This is a genomic window from Microcystis flos-aquae FACHB-1344 (assembly GCF_014698375.1).
Classification (GTDB): domain Bacteria; phylum Cyanobacteriota; class Cyanobacteriia; order Cyanobacteriales; family Microcystaceae; genus Microcystis; species Microcystis aeruginosa.
Window position 1 is genome coordinate 1 of the sequence record NZ_JACJSW010000075.1, and the last position, 16,342, is coordinate 16,342.

A 16,342-nucleotide genomic window follows, 5' to 3' on the forward strand; every position below is an offset into this window, starting at 1 on the left:
CAGAAGATAGATAATTATCTTCACCGAGCTAGTCGTTATTTAGTCAATCTCTTAGTTGAGCAAGAGATAACAACTTTAGTAATTGGGAAAAATGACGGTTGGAAACAAGAAGTAAACTTAGGAAAAGTCAACAATCAAAAATTTGGGACCATCCCTCATGCTCGATTAATTGAGATGATTAGTTATAAATGTCAATTAGAAGGAATCTCTGTGATTCTTCAAGAAGAATCCTATACTTCCGTTGCTAATTTTTTGAATTTAGATCTGCTACCAGTGTATGGACAAACAACTGAAAGGCCAGTGTTTTCAGGAAAAAGAATTTCGCGAGGGTTATATCGTACAGATAAGGGGATTCTGATTCAATCTGATGTCATGGGTTCCTACAATATTTTACGAAAAGCATTCCCAAATGCGTTTAACCGCTATGGGATAGAGAGGTGCGTAGTTCACCCAAGGAGAATCAATCTCTCGAAGTAAAAGTGAAGGGAATTTCTGAAATGGAATTCAGTCTGTCTATATTTGACTATACTTTTACTAACTATATTTAATTGTGGTGTCTGGAGTAAGTCTCATGCTCAAATATCTGCCTGTTAAATTCCTGCGTTTTTTAGCGATTAGCTGTCTTGTCACGTTAATTTCTCTAGGATTTGACCGTTTACACCCCGTTAAAGCTAATCCCACCCTCATAGCTCAAAATGCTTGGGCCGGGGCCTCCTTCCCCGTGGAAAACTTTCAAACCTATACCTCTGGTTTCGGTTATCGTTCCTCTCCCATGGATGGCAGTCAACAATTTCATGCCGGGTTAGATCTGGCCGCACCCTTGGGCAGTTATATTCGCAATTGGTGGACCGGCAGAATCGTCGAATTATCGGATAATACAGGCTGTGGCACCATGATTAAGATGCAATCGGGTCAATGGACGCATATTTATTGTCATCTCATGGGTTCGGTTCAATCCGATAGCCGTGGTACTTTTTTGATTGACAGGTCAGGGGGAATCGTCCTTACTCTCGGTCAGGATATACCGGCAGGGGCGCGCATTGCTAGAGTGGGAATGAGCGGACGCACCACCGGACCACACCTGCACTGGGGACTGATGTACGGCAATCAATACGTTGACCCCGCTTTGGTTTTAAATGCTATGTACGGTTCTAATCCTTCGGGTAATACTTAAGAGGAAGTCCCGATGCAACAAGTTACAGCGTCAAGCATGAAAGTAGTACCCACTTCCCACTTCCCACTTCCCACTTTCAAGTCAGTCCCGATGAAAAAATTTTCACCCCCACAGATGAAAGAGCTTTCCTTCCCTACACCCCACACCCTACACCCTACACCCCACACCCTACACCCTCTTTCAAGTCAGGGGGAATTAGAGAATCTGTGATCGCATTCTGTTGAGAAAAAACATCGCTGCCCGGATTTAGTGAATAACGAGGGACACTGCTAAAATTAAGCTGATCGATTCAGGTATATCCAGATAAAATGCGAATATTAACCCTTGTACCGGGAGGAATTAGCAATCAACTGCTGTTTTTTCCCACTCTAGAAACTCTCCGGCAAACTTACCCCCAAGGTACTATCGATGTTTTGGTCGAACCTAGGGCAAAGGCTGCCTATCGTCTCTGTCCCCAGGTTAGGGAAGTGCTTTTATTTGACTATCGAGATCAGTACGGATTAGCGGATTATTTAAATATTTTGGGAGTAATTCGGGACCGGGAGTACGAAATCGCCATTAGTCTCACCAATCGTCCTGCTATCAATCTTTTACTCTGGTTAAATGGTGTTCCTAACCGTATAGGCTATGAAAATAATGGCAGCTGGTTCTTATCGCAACAAGTACCCCGGCCAACGGAAGGCTATCTAGCGGATAATTATCACGCACTGGTCAAAGGGTTAAAGATTGCTCCACCCTGTCCACCTTTAAAAGTAACCTTGAATCGCGATGATATCGATTGGGCCCAAATGGAGCAGCAACGCCTCAATATCAAGGATAGCGGCTATATTCTCCTCTACGCCGGCGGTAGCGATCTCAGCATTGGTCAAGGACTGGAAACGCTTTATCCCCTAGAGAGTTGGCTGGAAATTATCCAAGGCATTCGCCATCAACAACCGGATTTGCCAATTGTCGCAATCCAGGGAGAACTGGATGAAGCTTGGGTTTTAGCACTCAAAGCCATGGATAATAACTTAAAAGTGTCCAGAACGGCCGATATCGGTAAAATGGCGGCCATGATCGCCGGTGCCAATTTATTGTTAGCTACCGAAAGTGTCCCTTTACAGTTAGCCGTGGCCGTGGGAACCTATACCCTCTCTCTGCTGCTTCCTTCGTTGTCTAAGAGAGTTTTACCGAGCGGGGGAGAGCGTCATCGATATATTGAGGCTAATACGGGAAAAGTCGCCGATATTACCCCCGAAACTGTCCTGAAAAAGATTTGGGGCCGGTAAAAAATCGGGTTTCGATCGCTTTTCTCTTGGCTCGAAACCCGAAAAAAATCGGCATCAAGGCTCAATTTTGCGATTGAGATAACTGACTTTTTAAGGATTCTAGGGAGGCCCAACGACCATCGATGGCAGTATTTTCCGGAAGAAAAAAATCGGGTGGTTGACAATTGGCTCCGCAGAGTTGACGGGGGGGCAAAGTTAGACACAACTGCTCGTATAACCACATTTGCGGGTCAAAATCCCCGTTAGGATCGAGAGTTTCCGAGAGGTCTTCGTAGGCTATTTCTCGCTCTAGAGGATAGGAGTGATCGTAGTCTTTATTTTTGTCTAGCCAGATTAATTCGGAAGTGTTTAATTGCAGACGATGATTATATTGTTGTAAACAGCGATCGCAGGTTAAGGTGACGATGGTTTCTGCTTTCACCGATACTTCCAAAAAATTGCCCCCATGTCTAACCAGCAAGGTCCCCCGCACTGGTGTCAAGGTTTCTAGACCGGGGATAAAATTATCGATGATGATCACTCTTTGTCGATCAGGAGATTTGAGGAGGTGGGGGATAAAAATAGTTTCCATAGATAACTCCTGTATCATTTATCGGTTATCGGGTGTCAACTGCGTTAGCGAGTAACGCCATCATATCAGCTTATCGCAGACTGACCTCTAGAGACATAGACCAGTCCTAGACTGTGGGGTGTGGGGTGTATTTTCAGTGAACAGTGAACAGTAAACAGTAATCAGTGAACTGAAAACTCACATCTGATAACTGATAACTGATAACTGATAACTGCATTTGACAGGCTGTCTGTTGATCGATCGAGAAAGTTTCCTCAGAATTGGGAGTATATGCACAAAGATACTCCTATGTCAACGGTTTTGAAAAATTTTCTTCCTCGCCTCGGTGGATTGGTTATTGTTGCACTGCTCTGCTCGCTTGTGCTGGGGGGATGGCCTCGGCTGGGAAAAGCGGCTCAATCAGTACATTTATCCTACTGGTTGCGATCGGGAATTGAACAACTAGAGGCAGGTAATTATCAGCAAGCTTTGCAGGATTTCAATCAGTCGATCGAACGGGAAAATAACTTGGCCCTAGCCTACAGTAATCGCTGTTTAACTGAGATTTATTTGCAGGATTATCTCCACGCTTGGCAAGACTGCACCCGCTCTTTACAACAGCAATCTGATAATTATCTAGCCTATTTCCATCGGGGTTTAGCTTTTTATCGTTTGGGAGATTATCCACAGGCGCTGACCGATTATAACCAGACTATCCGGTTAAAACCCACCTATTATCAAGCCTACTATAATCGGGGGTTAGTTCAGGCAGCCATGAAAAATTATCCCCTTGCCCTAGCCGATTTTAATCAATCCTTGCGTCAAATTACTAACTGGCAACCCGACACTTTAGCCACTATTTATAATGATCGAGGTTTATCTCATTTAGCCCTCCAAAATTTTACCTCAGCTAAAGCGGATTTTACTCAAGCTCTCCGGTTAAATAAAAATAACGCCTCAGCCTACTATAATCTAGCTTGTACCGCTCACCAATTAGGTGAATACGAACGCTCGATCGCTCATTTAAATCAGGCGATTGCCATCGATCCTTTTTATGCCGATGCTTATATTAGAAGGGGATTACTGCGGCATCAATTGGGTTATTATCAATCAGCTTTAGCGGATTTAAATCAAGGAGCAAATCACCTCTATCATCAGGGATTGCACCACAATTATCAGCAAATCCTCGCCCTCATCGAGCAGATCCACCAACAGTTACTTTCCCTACCATCTCCCATTGTTTAAAAGAGCGATCAATATTACAAAGGAAAGCGCTTCATGGCTGTGACGGCAAGACGGGCATTATCTTTAAGGACTTGAGAAACCCGGGGAATTTGGGGAATTTGCCAGAGAACATCGACGGTGCGCCGTAATAATCGCACTAGATCTCCCTCATCGAGGCTAGTATTTTCGCACAATTCTGGCCAGGATGTCCCCTGGGCCCAACGGGAGGCAATCCCCATCAGTTGGGTTTCTAACCAGACAGGAATAGTGATATCGTAGCGAGATTGAGCTTGATAGAGTAAACGGCGAACTTCTCGCAAACCCGGGGAATTTCCCTCTCCTTGTCGCAAAATATCGATAACTTCTGGCACAGGTGGGTAATTGCACCAAGTATCGGGGCGAGGGGGTTCCGTAATTATAGCGCTGATGGCGGCGGCTAGTTGGCTAGGAGTCAATCTGTCCAAATCTCCGGACATCATCGCTAATCCTAACCAGAGTTCATTTTCCCCGCGAATAGTGGCCGCCGCTTCTCCGAGGGGAGTGGGCAAATAACCCTCTAATGCTTGGAATTCTCGCAAAATCTCGATTAGATTCAGAAATTCTTCCCAGTAGTAGGATTTACGGGATTGTTGTTTTTGGTATTTAATCTGGGTCTTGTGTAACTTATCGCGAGCAATCTCTCGATCGTAGTATAATTTCATCAATCGCCCCGGATTTTTGCGTTTTTGCAGGGGATGAGCGGCAATTTGACTATTGACAATTTCAATTTTTTGTGCTTGTGTTTCCAGTTCCACCACCGGTGGGATGCCCTGCACTTGTTGGGGGATGAAATCGGCGATCGCCTGAGTATTTTCCTCCCCCTTGCGCCACCCCCCTAGGGAAACAGCTGCTAGGGAAGGGGGGATCAGTTCGCCTAATGCCGCAGGAGTGAGAAAACCTCGATCTATCTCGCTAATATCGGCATAGGCGGCTAAATACCAGCGATTATCACTGCCTAAACAAACAAGAGTTCGCACTTGACCAGCGCCGTGCAGGGTATTGACAAAGATAGCGGGGACGGGGACGGGGACCTTAATATGTTTGCCCTTGAGATGGAGGATAGTTCCGACGGGAATATTCGGCAATTTTAGATGTATTTCCTGTCTTTTCTGGGCCTCTGACTGACTAGCGATGATTTTATACAGTCTTTCTTCTTCCCGCAGTCTTTCCCGTAGCTTTTCGTAACTGAAGACCTGCTCCCGCTCGATACCGGCTAATTCCATATCCAACTTAGCTAATTCGGTGGTTAAGGCGGTAATCTGTTGTCGTTCGGGGCTTAACTTCAAACGAGCGAGATATTCGGCGAAACTGCGCTCTAAGAGGTCTTTGGCCTCCTCTAGACTGTGTTTTTGCAGGAGATTTAAGACCATGCCGTAACTGGGCGCAAAACAGCTTTGCAGGGGTTCCGGTTGAGCGGTGGACAGAAAAGCCGCTTCTTTTGCCCCTTCAAAGGGCGTTTGTACTGTCACCACATGGCCCACCGCGTCCATTCCCCGGCGACCCGCCCGGCCGGCAATCTGGACAAATTCCGAGGGAGTCAGCATACTATGGCCATCATCGGTGCGTTTGGAGAGGGCCGAGATAACGGTGGTGCGGGCGGGCATATTAATCCCGGCCGAGAGGGTAGCGGTGGCAAAAACCACCTTAATTAAACCGGCTTCAAAGAGTTGTTCGACTAATTCTTTCCAGAGGGGTAAAATCCCGGCATGGTGAACACCACAGCCCCGGGTGAGGGGTTCCACTTGGTCGGCCCGCACCAATTGGGAAGCACTGGCCAGGAATTCAAATAGTTGATTTTTCGTCTCGGGGTCGGCGGTTAAGAGGCTGAGGAGTTGCTCGTCAGACTGGGGGTTATTAGCGAAAAAAGCCAGTAATTTCTGGTGTAGGGGCGGATTTTCGACGGCAAAGAAGGAAAGGGTCAGTTCTTGCAGATTGGGATTATCTTCCAGGAAGAAAATGAGTAAACGGTAGTAAATGGCTCTAGCTTCTTCTGGATTAACGAGATTGAGGTTTTTTAGCTCTCGAATCGCCTGATCGCAACCTTTACGGCTGAAAATGACGTAAATAGCCGGGAGCATATCCTTGTCCCGCAGAGTGGTGACAATGGAGGCGATGGTGGGACAATCTTCTCGTTTTAAGCGTCGGGGTTTGCCGTGGCCGACTTTTGAGCGTAGTTTCGGGTTAACTTTGCTCTGTTTTGGGTCGAGCAGCGGGAATAATCCCTCTTTATTAACGAAATAAAAGCGCAGGGGGACGGGGCGAAAATCGGAGTTAATTAGCTCGCAGCTGGAGGTCTGTTTATTGTCGCCGGGTTGGGGCAGTTGCCGCACCCAGTTAATCCAGTCGGTGAGTTCCCCGGGGTTGCCAATGGTGGCGGAGAGGGCGACTAATTGGATACTAGGGGGACAGTAGATAATTGATTCTTCCCAAACGGTGCCGCGACCTCGATCGCTGATATAGTGACATTCATCGAGAACCAGGGTTTCCACGTTTTCTAGGGAAGTGCCTACCTGACCGATCGGGGTTTTGTACAGCATATTGCGAAAAATTTCTGTAGTCATGACTACAATTAATGCTGAAGGATTGATCACCACATCCCCGGTAATCAATCCCACTTCGGCAAAGAGCAGCGGGGAATCCTCATCGCCATCGGTGGGGGTGCGACCGAATTTTTCTTGAAAATCCCGGAATTTTTGGTTAGAAAGAGCTTTCAGGGGAGTGGTGTAGAAAACCCGTTTGCCCCTTTCTAGGGCGCGATAGATAGCGTATTCTCCGATTAAAGTTTTGCCGGAACCCGTGGGAGCGCAGACGACCACTGATTTACCGGCAGCGAGAGCGGCGATCGCCGAGTGCTGGAAGTCGTCGAGTTTAAAGGGAAAAATGGTTTTGAGATCCAAAGAAGTAGGGTTAAGGGACTCTTTCACGTCAAGTCTAAGAGGAGAAATTTTTTTAATTGTGGCTATTCTGGCTGGCTTTTTTGATTCTAGTCGAAAAAAGCGGACTTCTAGAAACTAGGGACAAGCTTAACCTTTGGGGGTGATGCCCAATCCCATCATACTTCATTTTTATCAGAAATGCTGTAAGCTAAGAGGTATTTAAACCGCTTATTCTTAGATTAGCCGAATCTCTCCCAATCCCTTTACTGTTGACTCTTGCCTCTTGCCTCGTCTCAACAAGCAATTTAAATTACGAACAGCTTATCACTAATAATTGTATCTCTATTTTCTCCTTGACTTGATTACTTATACTGACTGATGATGATTAAATTTTCTGCTGAAGACTGTCTAGTTTTAGTTGTTGATGATGTGGGCAAAAATCTCCAATTAGCTGTGGAGATTCTTGATTCTGCTGGTTATGCCACCAGTTTTGCTAGTAGTGTTAAACAGGCAATAGAACGAGTAAAAACTGCTAATCCTGACCTAATTCTTCTTGACTTAATGATGCCATATATGGGGGGAATAGAACTTTGTCGAAGACTAAAAAATGACAATTTATACGCTCATATACCAATTATCTTTGTGACAGATAGTAAGGAAAAAGAAGATATTCTCAATGCTTTTAATTCTGGGGCTGTGGACTATGTAAATAAACCATTTCATAGTTGGGAACTGTTAGCCAGAGTTAAAATTCATCTAGAACTCAAAAAGACTCAAGAAGAACTTAAAAATATCAATTCTCAACTAGAAAAGCTAGTCAGAACTGATAGCCTAACTGGGGTAAATAATCGTCGAGAGATTCTCTACTTAGGTGAGAAAGAATTTCAACGATGTCGTCGTTATCATCGTTATTTTTCGGTTCTATTCATCGATATCGACCATTTTAAACATATTAACGATACCTTTGGTCATATCCTAGGAAACAAAACTTTAATTACTGTCGCTGGGGCAATTAAAACCTGTCTGCGTCAAGTGGATAGTTTTGGGCGCTTTGGGGGCGAGGAATTTGTCGCTATTCTCCCAGAAACTAATCTTGAAGATGCTGCTACCACAGCCCAGCGCATTTGTCAAGTAATTAACAAGTTAAATATTGAACTTGCTCAACAAAAAGTGCCAGTTACTGCTAGTATCGGTGTGGCAACATTTAGCCCTCAAGATAATAATCTAGAAGAGGTGATCGAGCGGGCTGATCATGCCATGTTCGCCGCTAAAAATCAAGGCAGAAATCGAGTTAGTCTAGGTAAAACAGTATGAAAAATTTGTTATTTATTCTTGGTTTTTTGCTCTTAGGTGTAGCCCCAAGTTTTAGCGCCGATCTCGATACAATTATACGCCGGGGAAAATTAATTGTCGCTGTCAAAAATAATCTCCCTCCCCTCGCTTTCCTTGATTCTCAGGGGAATCTGCAAGGATTGGAAATCGACATCGCTAAACGTCTAGCGTCAGAAATTCTCGGTTCTGACAGTGCTATTATTCTCAAACCCGTTAGTAATCAAGAGCGTTTACAGGTGGTTATTGATGATCGGGTGGATTTGGCGATCGCTCGTGTGGCGATTACTCCTGCACGTCAGCGCTTAGTGGATTTTAGCCCCTTTTATTACCTCGATAGCAGCGGTTTTGTGACGAAAAACCTGCTATTTCAGCGTTTAGAAGACCTAGCTAACTCTAGAATCGCCGTACTCAACGGCTCGACGACAATCGCCCTTGTGCGTTCCCATTTACCTAACGCTACCCTGCGCGGGGTTGCTTCCTATCAAGAAGCTTTAAATTTACTGGAAACGGGGGAAATAGACGCTTTTGCGGCTGATAATAGCCTTTTAACCGGTTGGGTGCAGCAATTCCCCAATTATCGTCAATTACCGATCCAGTTGGGGGCGATCGCTCTAGGAGTCGTTCTCCCTAAAGGTTTACAGTACCAAAGTCTCCGAGAACGCGTCAATCAAGCGATCGAGCGGCTAGAATCCACCGGCTGGTTAGTAGAACGGGTGAACTATTGGGGCTTACCCCTGAGAATTCGGGAAATGGGGAGATAGGGTGATGGGGTGTGGGGTGTGGGGTGTGGGGAGAAAAAAGCTGATAACTGACAACTGATAACTGACTAAATCCTGCTATAATCTGATTGAATAAGTATAAAAATATTAATTGCTCGATCGCTAATTATGGAAGATACCCTGCCGCTTATTTACGTTTCTGGATTGCTAATTTTCGTGATTGGTTTAGGAATTTTTGTCATCGTGCAAATCTTTAAAACCCGTCGAGTGGAAGGAACCTTTAACAAGCTACAAAAGAAATTGCAAAAAGAAAAAGGTACAGCTAAAGATTACTATGAATTAGGGAGTCTTTATCTCGATAAAAAACTCTATGTTCAAGCATTGAGTTTACTACAAAAGGCTTTAAAAATCTCTGAGGAAGAAAGCATCGAACCAGAAAATCAAGCTCTAATCTACAATGCGCTCGGTTTTTCCTATTTTGCCCAAGAACAATTAGAATTAGCGATTCGTAACTACAAAGAAGCAATTAAACTTTATCCCGAATACTCGATCGCTCTCAATAATCTTGGCAATGTTTACGAAAAGAAACAAATGGCTAAAAAAGCTCTCGAAACCTACGAAGAAACTCTCAAATTTGATCCTAATAATACCGTAGCGAAAAAGCGAGCCGAATCCCTGCGTAAACGCTTCGCTGAATCGAAATAGTTTTGACTACTATCAAATTCTTTTTAGAGATCGAAGAATCTTCGATCTCTTTCTTTATTTCAAGCCATAAAACAAGACAATTAAACTAGGGGTTAAAATCGTCAAAATTAAATTTAGGGGCGCACCCAAACGGGTAAAATCGAGGAATTTATAGCCGCCTGGTGCATAAACCATGGTGTTAGTTTGATAGCCAATTGGTGTGAGATAACTATTAGAAGCAGCAAAGGTGACAGCATACATAAAAGCCAAAGGATTTAAACCCAAAGTTTTCGCCACTTCCACGGCGACGGGAATCATTAAAACCACGGCGGCGTTATTAGAGAGGATTTCAGTTAAAAATGAGGTAATTAGATAGAAGAAAACTAAGATCCAAAACCCCGAAAGATGGCCGCCGATAGCCACTAAATTATCTGCCAACCATTTAGTCGTTCCCGAGTTATCCATGGCAGTACCCAGGGGAATTAAACCCGCTAATAAAAAGATAATATCCCAACGAATGGAACCATAGACTTCCCCCGGTTTTAGACAGCCAGTAATTACCATTAAAACCACCCCAACTAAACTGGTGACGAGAATCGGTTGAATATCAAAAGCAGCAATAATAATCACCAACAAAGTAATCATTAAAGCAATAATGCCCTTATCCTGTCGCAATGATTCAATTTCTTTCTCTTCTAAGACTAATAATTCTCGCGTGGTTTGTAAACCAATAAAACTCTGTTTTGGTCCTTGAACCAAGAGCAAATCGCCAAACTTTAAAGGAATTTTTCCTAATCTTCCTTGCAGTAATTCTGAACCACGCCGAATCGCTAAAACCGTTGCGTTATAACGCTGACGGAATTTCAAATCTTTTAAAGTTGTCCCAATTAAACGGGAATTAGAGAGAATCAAAACCTCGGCTAATTTTTCCTCACCTGTAGTAATTGTCGATTCAATATCTCCTTTCTGAAATTTGACATCGGCAAAGATTTCTAAGCCTCGTTCATCTTTAATTTTTAATAGTTCTTCCCGACTACTGTGAACGATTAAAATATCGCCAGCATTGAGAACTTTATCAGCTAAAGGTTGGGATAAATGTACCTTATTTCTGATTAATTCCAACACATCAAAATTAAACTTTCTTTGTAGTCCACTTTGGTATAAAGTTTGACCGATAAGATTAGAACGAGGGGTAATAATTACCTCACTCAGATATACTTTAGAACCATAATCATCCTCTAAAAATTCCCCGGTGGAAGATTTGCGATCGGGTAGTAATTTTGGGGCAAAAATTGTTAAATAAATCAAACCTGCCAAAAAAGTGACTAATCCTAAAGCAGTGAATTGAAATAAGCTAAATTCCCCATAACCCAGCTTGGCAGAAATACCACTAGCGAGAATGTTAGTAGAAGTCCCCACCACGGTAATCATCCCCGCTAAAACCGTCGCGTAGGAAAGGGGAATTAATAACTTAGAAGGAGAAATTTTTTGTTTTTTACACCAATCTTCGACGATGGGTAAAAAGATCGCCACCACTGCCGTGTTATTAATAAAAGCACTAATCGGCCCCACCAATGCCCCTAAGACAAATACCTGTTGGTGGGGATTTTTGCCCCCCCAAACCAGCAAGCGATCGCGAATTACTTGAATCACTCCCGTGCGGGTAATTCCAGCACTAAGTACAAACATCGCCATCACCGTCACCGTGGCAGAATTACTAAATCCCGCGATACCTTCTTCGGGAGTAACTAAACCCAAAAGAATCAGGACAATCGCCACGCATAAAGCGGTTAAATCTACCGGTAGCCATTCCGCCACGAAAGCGACTAAAGCAACGACTAAAACCGTTAAAGTCAGAATAATTGGTGTTGGCATTGATTTATTTTTTCGTCATGAACCAGCGAATAAATAACTTCTCCAACTCAATCCAAACAAACATTAAGGCACTAAATCCAAAACAGATTAATAATTCTGTGCCACTAATCCATTGAGTGCCGAAGAAGCTTTGTAGAGGAGGAGCATAAATTAACAACAATTGTAGGATCGTTGTCAAGCCCACGGCGGCGATAATGTAAGGATTAGAGAAGGGATTCATTTGCACAGCTAACTGGGTATGGGAACGCACCGCTAAAGCATGACCCATTTGTGCTAAACAGAGGGTAGTAAATACCATGGTTTTCCAACGTCCAGGAGCTCCGATTTCGGGGGTTGCCTGAGTATATTGGTAAGCCCAGTACATCATAATAATGGTCAGAACCGCAAAGACGATGCCGATGCGAATCATATACCAACCCAAACCGCGAGCAAAAATGCTTTCCCGGGGGCTAAAAGGTGGACGTTTCATCACATTAGGTTCGGCGGGTTCCATTGCCAGAGCAAGAGCCGGTAAACCGTCGGTGACAAGGTTCATCCAGAGGATTTGCAAGGGAGAAAGGGGTACACCGCCTAAATTGAGCAGAGGAGCCGCTGCAATCGTTAAAACCTCGCCAATATTACTGCCGAGAATGTATTTAATAAAGCGCCGAATGTTACTGTAAACCACGCGCCCTTCTTCGGTGGCGGCGACGATGGTGGCAAAATTATCATCTAGCAAAATCATATCACTGGCTTCTTTGCTGACATCGGTTCCAGTAATGCCCATGGCGATACCGATATCCGCTTGTTTTAGTGCCGGAGCATCGTTCACCCCGTCCCCCGTCATGGCGACGAATTTGCCCCGTTTTTGCAAAGCTTGGACGATTCTCAGCTTATGTTCGGGAGAAACGCGAGCATAGACGCTAACACCATCTACCTCTCCCTCTAGGTCATTCTGAGACATTTTTTCTAATTCTTTACCCGTGATTACTCGCTCCCCGGGGGCAGCAATGCCTAATTCAATGGCGATCGCCTTGGCCGTTAATTGGTGATCTCCGGTAATCATAATCGGACGAATTCCCGCTTGACGACAGAGAGCAACCGCTTCTTTAACTTCTTTGCGGGGTGCATCGAGCATTCCCACCAATCCCAACCAAACCAGGGATTGTTCCTCACTATCTTCTCTTTCCGCTTCTGGCACTTCTGTCATCGGTTTATAGGAAAAACCTAAAACTCGTAGGCCATTACCCGCCATTTCGTCATTTTGTGCCAAAATACGGCTTCTTTGTTCAGGTGTTAAGGGTTGACTTTCCGCCCCAACTTGGATCAGAGAACAACGTTCGAGAATTAATTCCGGTGATCCTTTGGTAAACATTAAATAGGCAGAATCCCCCAAACCTAACTGGGCATTCTCACAGATTACTGACATTCTCTTTCTTTCGGAAGAAAAGGGAAATTCGCCTAAACGAGGGCTTTGTGGTGCCAATGCTTCCCGATATAGTCCTCCTTTACCCGCTAACGTCAGTAAAGCTCCTTCGGTGGGATCGCCTAAAATTGACCATTCTTGAGCTTTATTTTGCAAAAGTGCATCATTACACAGCACACAAGCCGTTAAAATTGCCTGTAGTTCGGGATCACTTTCACTAGCACCATTAAACTCACCGATGGGCGCGTAACCTTCCCCCGTGACAGTAATTGTCTGCTCGGAGGTATTAACTTTCTGCACCACCATTTTATTTTGAGTTAAAGTTCCGGTTTTATCGGAGCAAATCGTCGTTACCGAGCCTAAGGTTTCCACTGCCGGCAATTTACGAATTAAAGCTTGTCTTCTCACCATTCTTTGGGTTCCAATTGCCAATGTCACCGTTACCACTGCCGGTAAACCTTCGGGAACAACGGCCACAGCCATACTGAGGGAGGTTTCTAATAATGACTCAAAAAACTGCCAACCGGAGCTAATTACGCCCCAAAGCACGACTACAGCCACTAAAGCTAGGGAACCACTCACTAAAACGTTACCTAACTGCGACATTCGCTGCTGTAGGGGAGTTGGTTCACTTTCTACTCCTTGCAACAAGGCGGCGATTTTACCGATTTCCGTATCCATTCCCGTCTTGGTAATCGCCACTTTCCCTCGCCCTTGTACTACTTCCGTACCCTGATAGACGAGGTTAATGCGATCGCCCAAAGAGGCATCTTCTGGTAAAACCTTCTGTGCTTGTTTATTCACCGATTCCGCTTCACCCGTTAAGGCAGCTTCCCGGATTTGCAGGTTTTGTGCTTCTAATAATCTGCCATCGGCGGCAATTTGTACCCCCGCTTCCAGTAACATGATATCCCCGGGGACAAGTTCCTTGGCCGTCACTTCAAAGGTGCTACCATTACGAATAACCCGGACTTTCGGCGAGGATAACTGCTTAAGGGCCGCTAATGCCTTTTCTGCCCGACTTTCCTGTAAATATCCTAAAATACCGTTTAAAATAACAATTGTAAAAATAGCGATCGCGTCTTTGGGAAATTCCCCTTTTTTCAGGTCCAAAACTGCCGAAACCACCGCCACGGCGATCAGCATCACTAACATAATGTTAGTAAACTGTTCCGATAAAATCATTAACGGGCTACGTCCCCCCGTTTCTTTTAGTTCATTTAATCCGAAAATATCCTTTCTTTTAACAATTTCAGCCTCGATTAAGCCGGTTTCCCCATTGGTTCTCAGTATTTCTAGGGTTTGTTCCCCAGTTAAATTATGCCAAGCACGATTATTCTCTATTTCCGAGACTTGAGGTGACGTAGTGGGAAAAGTCATAGCGATCGATTGAAGAGGGTGTACGCGTGAACTAAAAAGGTAAGCGAATTAAGCTAATTACATATCACAATATCAGTTATCAGGGAGCATTGGGGAGAGGGTAGTGGGGTAGTGGGGTGTAGGGAAATGGGGAGACCACTTCGTGCGCGTTGCGGGGGGGAGTGGGGAGATGGGGAAGCTATCTCATCACCCTATCACCCCAAAACCCTATAACCCCATAACCCTATCACCTGTCTCCTGTCTCGGAGTCTCCTGACTTCTCGATAAGCTGAAAAAAATGTAACGAAATGTGAAGTATAATAGCGAATGTGATAAAGACAAGACATTAGAGAGTAGATAGGAAACGATGCGAGTTGCGATCGCTGGTGCGGGACTAGCCGGATTATCTTGTGCGAAATACCTTGTCGATGCGGGACATACGCCCATCGTACTGGAACGTCGCGATGTATTAGGGGGAAAAATTGCCGCTTGGAAAGATGCCGATGGGGACTGGTACGAAACCGGTTTACATATCTTCTTTGGCGCTTATCCCAATATGCTGCAATTATTCCAAGAATTAGGCATAGAAGATCGCCTACAGTGGAAAGAACACTCGATGATCTTCAATCAGCCGGAAAAACCAGGGACCTATTCGCGGTTTGACTTCCCAGATATTCCCGCCCCAATTAACGGTATTGTTGCCATTCTTCGCAATAATGATATGTTAACTTGGGAGGAAAAAATTAAATTTGGACTCGGTTTAATTCCTGCCATTATTAAAGGCCAAAGTTACGTCGAGGAGATGGATAAATATTCTTGGTCGGAATGGTTAGAGAAACAAAACATACCGCCTAGGGTAGAAAAAGAAGTGTTTATCGCTATGTCGAAAGCCCTAAACTTTATCGATCCTAACGAGATTTCCGCCACGATTCTACTAACGGCCCTCAACCGCTTTTTACAGGAGAAAAACGGCTCAAAAATGGCTTTTCTCGACGGTTCACCCCCGGAAAGACTCTGCCAACCTTTAGTCGATTACATCACCGCTAGAGGTGGAGAAGTGCGCTTAAATGCCCCTTTAAAAGAAATTCTGTTAAATGAAAATGGCACAGTTAAAGCCTTCTTAATGCGCGGTTTAGACGGTGGGGAAGATTATCTTTTTGAAGCCGATCTTTATGTGTCTGCGATGCCGGTAGATCCTTTAAAAGTTTTACTACCTAAACCTTGGCAAGAAGATAAATTCTTTCAAAAATTAGAAGGATTAGAAGGGGTTCCCGTCATTAATTTACACCTCTGGTTTGATCGCAAACTAACCGACATCGATCATTTATTATTCTCCCGTTCGCCCTTACTCAGTGTTTATGCTGATATGAGCAACACCTGTAAAGAATACGCTAACCCCGATCGCTCGATGTTAGAATTAGTTCTCGCTCCCGCTCAGGATTGGATTAGCAAATCCGATGAAGAAATTATCGCCGCCACGATGAAAGAACTAGAAAAACTCTTTCCCCAACATTTTACTGGCGATAATCCCAGTCAATTGTTAAAATATCATCTGGTGAAAACTCCCCGATCAGTTTATAAAGCCACCCCTGGCCGACAAGCTTATCGACCTTCTCAAAAAACTCCGATCGAGAATTTTTATCTCGCCGGTGACTATACCATGCAAAAATATTTAGGAAGCATGGAAGGAGCCGTTTTATCAGGGAAATTAGCGGCAGCAGTGATCAGCAAAGATCACCCCGCAGCACCGCTAAACCCGAATAAAACCCAATCTATACCAGTGTCCAGCGCTCGTTAATTCTCTGGCTAGGGACTAATGACGAAAATGGCCTTG

Annotated in this window: 12 protein-coding genes; 8 read left to right on the top strand and 4 right to left on the bottom strand. The window is 44.4% G+C overall.

Translation table 11 applies throughout. The features are described 5' to 3' along the window. From H6G48_RS05715 to H6G48_RS05725, 3 genes are all read left to right on the top strand, one after another. A partial coding sequence (locus tag H6G48_RS05715; protein WP_190719967.1) for an IS200/IS605 family accessory protein TnpB-related protein occupies positions 1 to 477 on the top strand: 477 nt, incomplete at its 5' end. 94 nt (positions 478 to 571) lie between these two features. Continuing rightward, entirely contained in the window at positions 572 to 1,174 is a 603-nt protein-coding gene (locus H6G48_RS05720; protein ID WP_190719969.1) for a M23 family metallopeptidase, read from the top strand. A gap of 308 nt (positions 1,175 to 1,482) precedes the next feature. Further along, complete coding sequence (locus tag H6G48_RS05725) at positions 1,483 to 2,445, top strand: glycosyltransferase family 9 protein (RefSeq protein WP_190719971.1); 963 nt, start codon at positions 1,483 to 1,485, stop codon at positions 2,443 to 2,445. 61 nt (positions 2,446 to 2,506) lie between these two features. On the opposite strand, the gene H6G48_RS05730 is transcribed toward H6G48_RS05725, so the two are convergent. After that, positions 2,507 to 3,016, bottom strand: coding sequence for a YceD family protein (locus H6G48_RS05730; protein WP_002795530.1), 510 nt, complete (start codon positions 3,014 to 3,016; stop codon positions 2,507 to 2,509). Between the two features lie 270 nt (positions 3,017 to 3,286). Here H6G48_RS05730 and H6G48_RS05735 point away from each other — a divergent pair, with 270 nt between their 5' ends. After that, entirely contained in the window at positions 3,287 to 4,240 is a 954-nt protein-coding gene (locus H6G48_RS05735) for a tetratricopeptide repeat protein (RefSeq protein ID WP_190719974.1), read from the top strand. A 14-nt stretch (positions 4,241 to 4,254) separates the two neighbouring features. Here the strand turns inward: H6G48_RS05735 and H6G48_RS05740 are convergent, their stop codons facing one another. Next, positions 4,255 to 7,182, bottom strand: coding sequence for a DEAD/DEAH box helicase (locus H6G48_RS05740; protein ID WP_190719977.1), 2,928 nt, complete (start codon positions 7,180 to 7,182; stop codon positions 4,255 to 4,257). 333 nt (positions 7,183 to 7,515) lie between these two features. Here H6G48_RS05740 and H6G48_RS05745 point away from each other — a divergent pair, with 333 nt between their 5' ends. The 3 genes from H6G48_RS05745 (at position 7,516) to H6G48_RS05755 (ending at position 9,890) form a co-directional block, all read left to right on the top strand. Further along, positions 7,516 to 8,448, top strand: coding sequence for a GGDEF domain-containing response regulator (locus H6G48_RS05745; RefSeq protein ID WP_190719980.1), 933 nt, complete (start codon positions 7,516 to 7,518; stop codon positions 8,446 to 8,448). After that, positions 8,445 to 9,227, top strand: coding sequence for a transporter substrate-binding domain-containing protein (locus H6G48_RS05750; RefSeq protein ID WP_190719983.1), 783 nt, complete (start codon positions 8,445 to 8,447; stop codon positions 9,225 to 9,227). The genes H6G48_RS05745 and H6G48_RS05750 overlap by 4 nt, the downstream gene beginning before the upstream one ends. Before the next feature lie 126 nt (positions 9,228 to 9,353). Beyond that, positions 9,354 to 9,890 carry a tetratricopeptide repeat protein gene (locus H6G48_RS05755; protein WP_147071449.1) on the top strand — a complete coding sequence of 179 codons (537 nt, stop codon included), beginning with the start codon at positions 9,354 to 9,356 and terminating at the stop codon, positions 9,888 to 9,890. Positions 9,891 to 9,944: 54 nt separating this feature from the next. On the opposite strand, the gene H6G48_RS05760 is transcribed toward H6G48_RS05755, so the two are convergent. Both H6G48_RS05760 and H6G48_RS05765 read right to left on the bottom strand, forming a co-directional pair. Next, positions 9,945 to 11,744 carry an SLC13 family permease gene (locus tag H6G48_RS05760; RefSeq protein WP_190719986.1) on the bottom strand — a complete coding sequence of 600 codons (1,800 nt, stop codon included), beginning with the start codon at positions 11,742 to 11,744 and terminating at the stop codon, positions 9,945 to 9,947. Between the two features lie 4 nt (positions 11,745 to 11,748). Continuing rightward, complete coding sequence (locus tag H6G48_RS05765; protein WP_190719989.1) at positions 11,749 to 14,529, bottom strand: cation-translocating P-type ATPase; 2,781 nt, start codon at positions 14,527 to 14,529, stop codon at positions 11,749 to 11,751. Positions 14,530 to 14,875: 346 nt separating this feature from the next. Here H6G48_RS05765 and pds point away from each other — a divergent pair, with 346 nt between their 5' ends. Next, on the top strand, positions 14,876 to 16,306 hold the full coding sequence (gene pds / locus H6G48_RS05770; RefSeq protein WP_190719991.1) for a 15-cis-phytoene desaturase: 1,431 nt from the start codon (positions 14,876 to 14,878) through the stop codon (positions 16,304 to 16,306). The last annotated feature ends 36 nt before the right edge of the window (positions 16,307 to 16,342 follow it).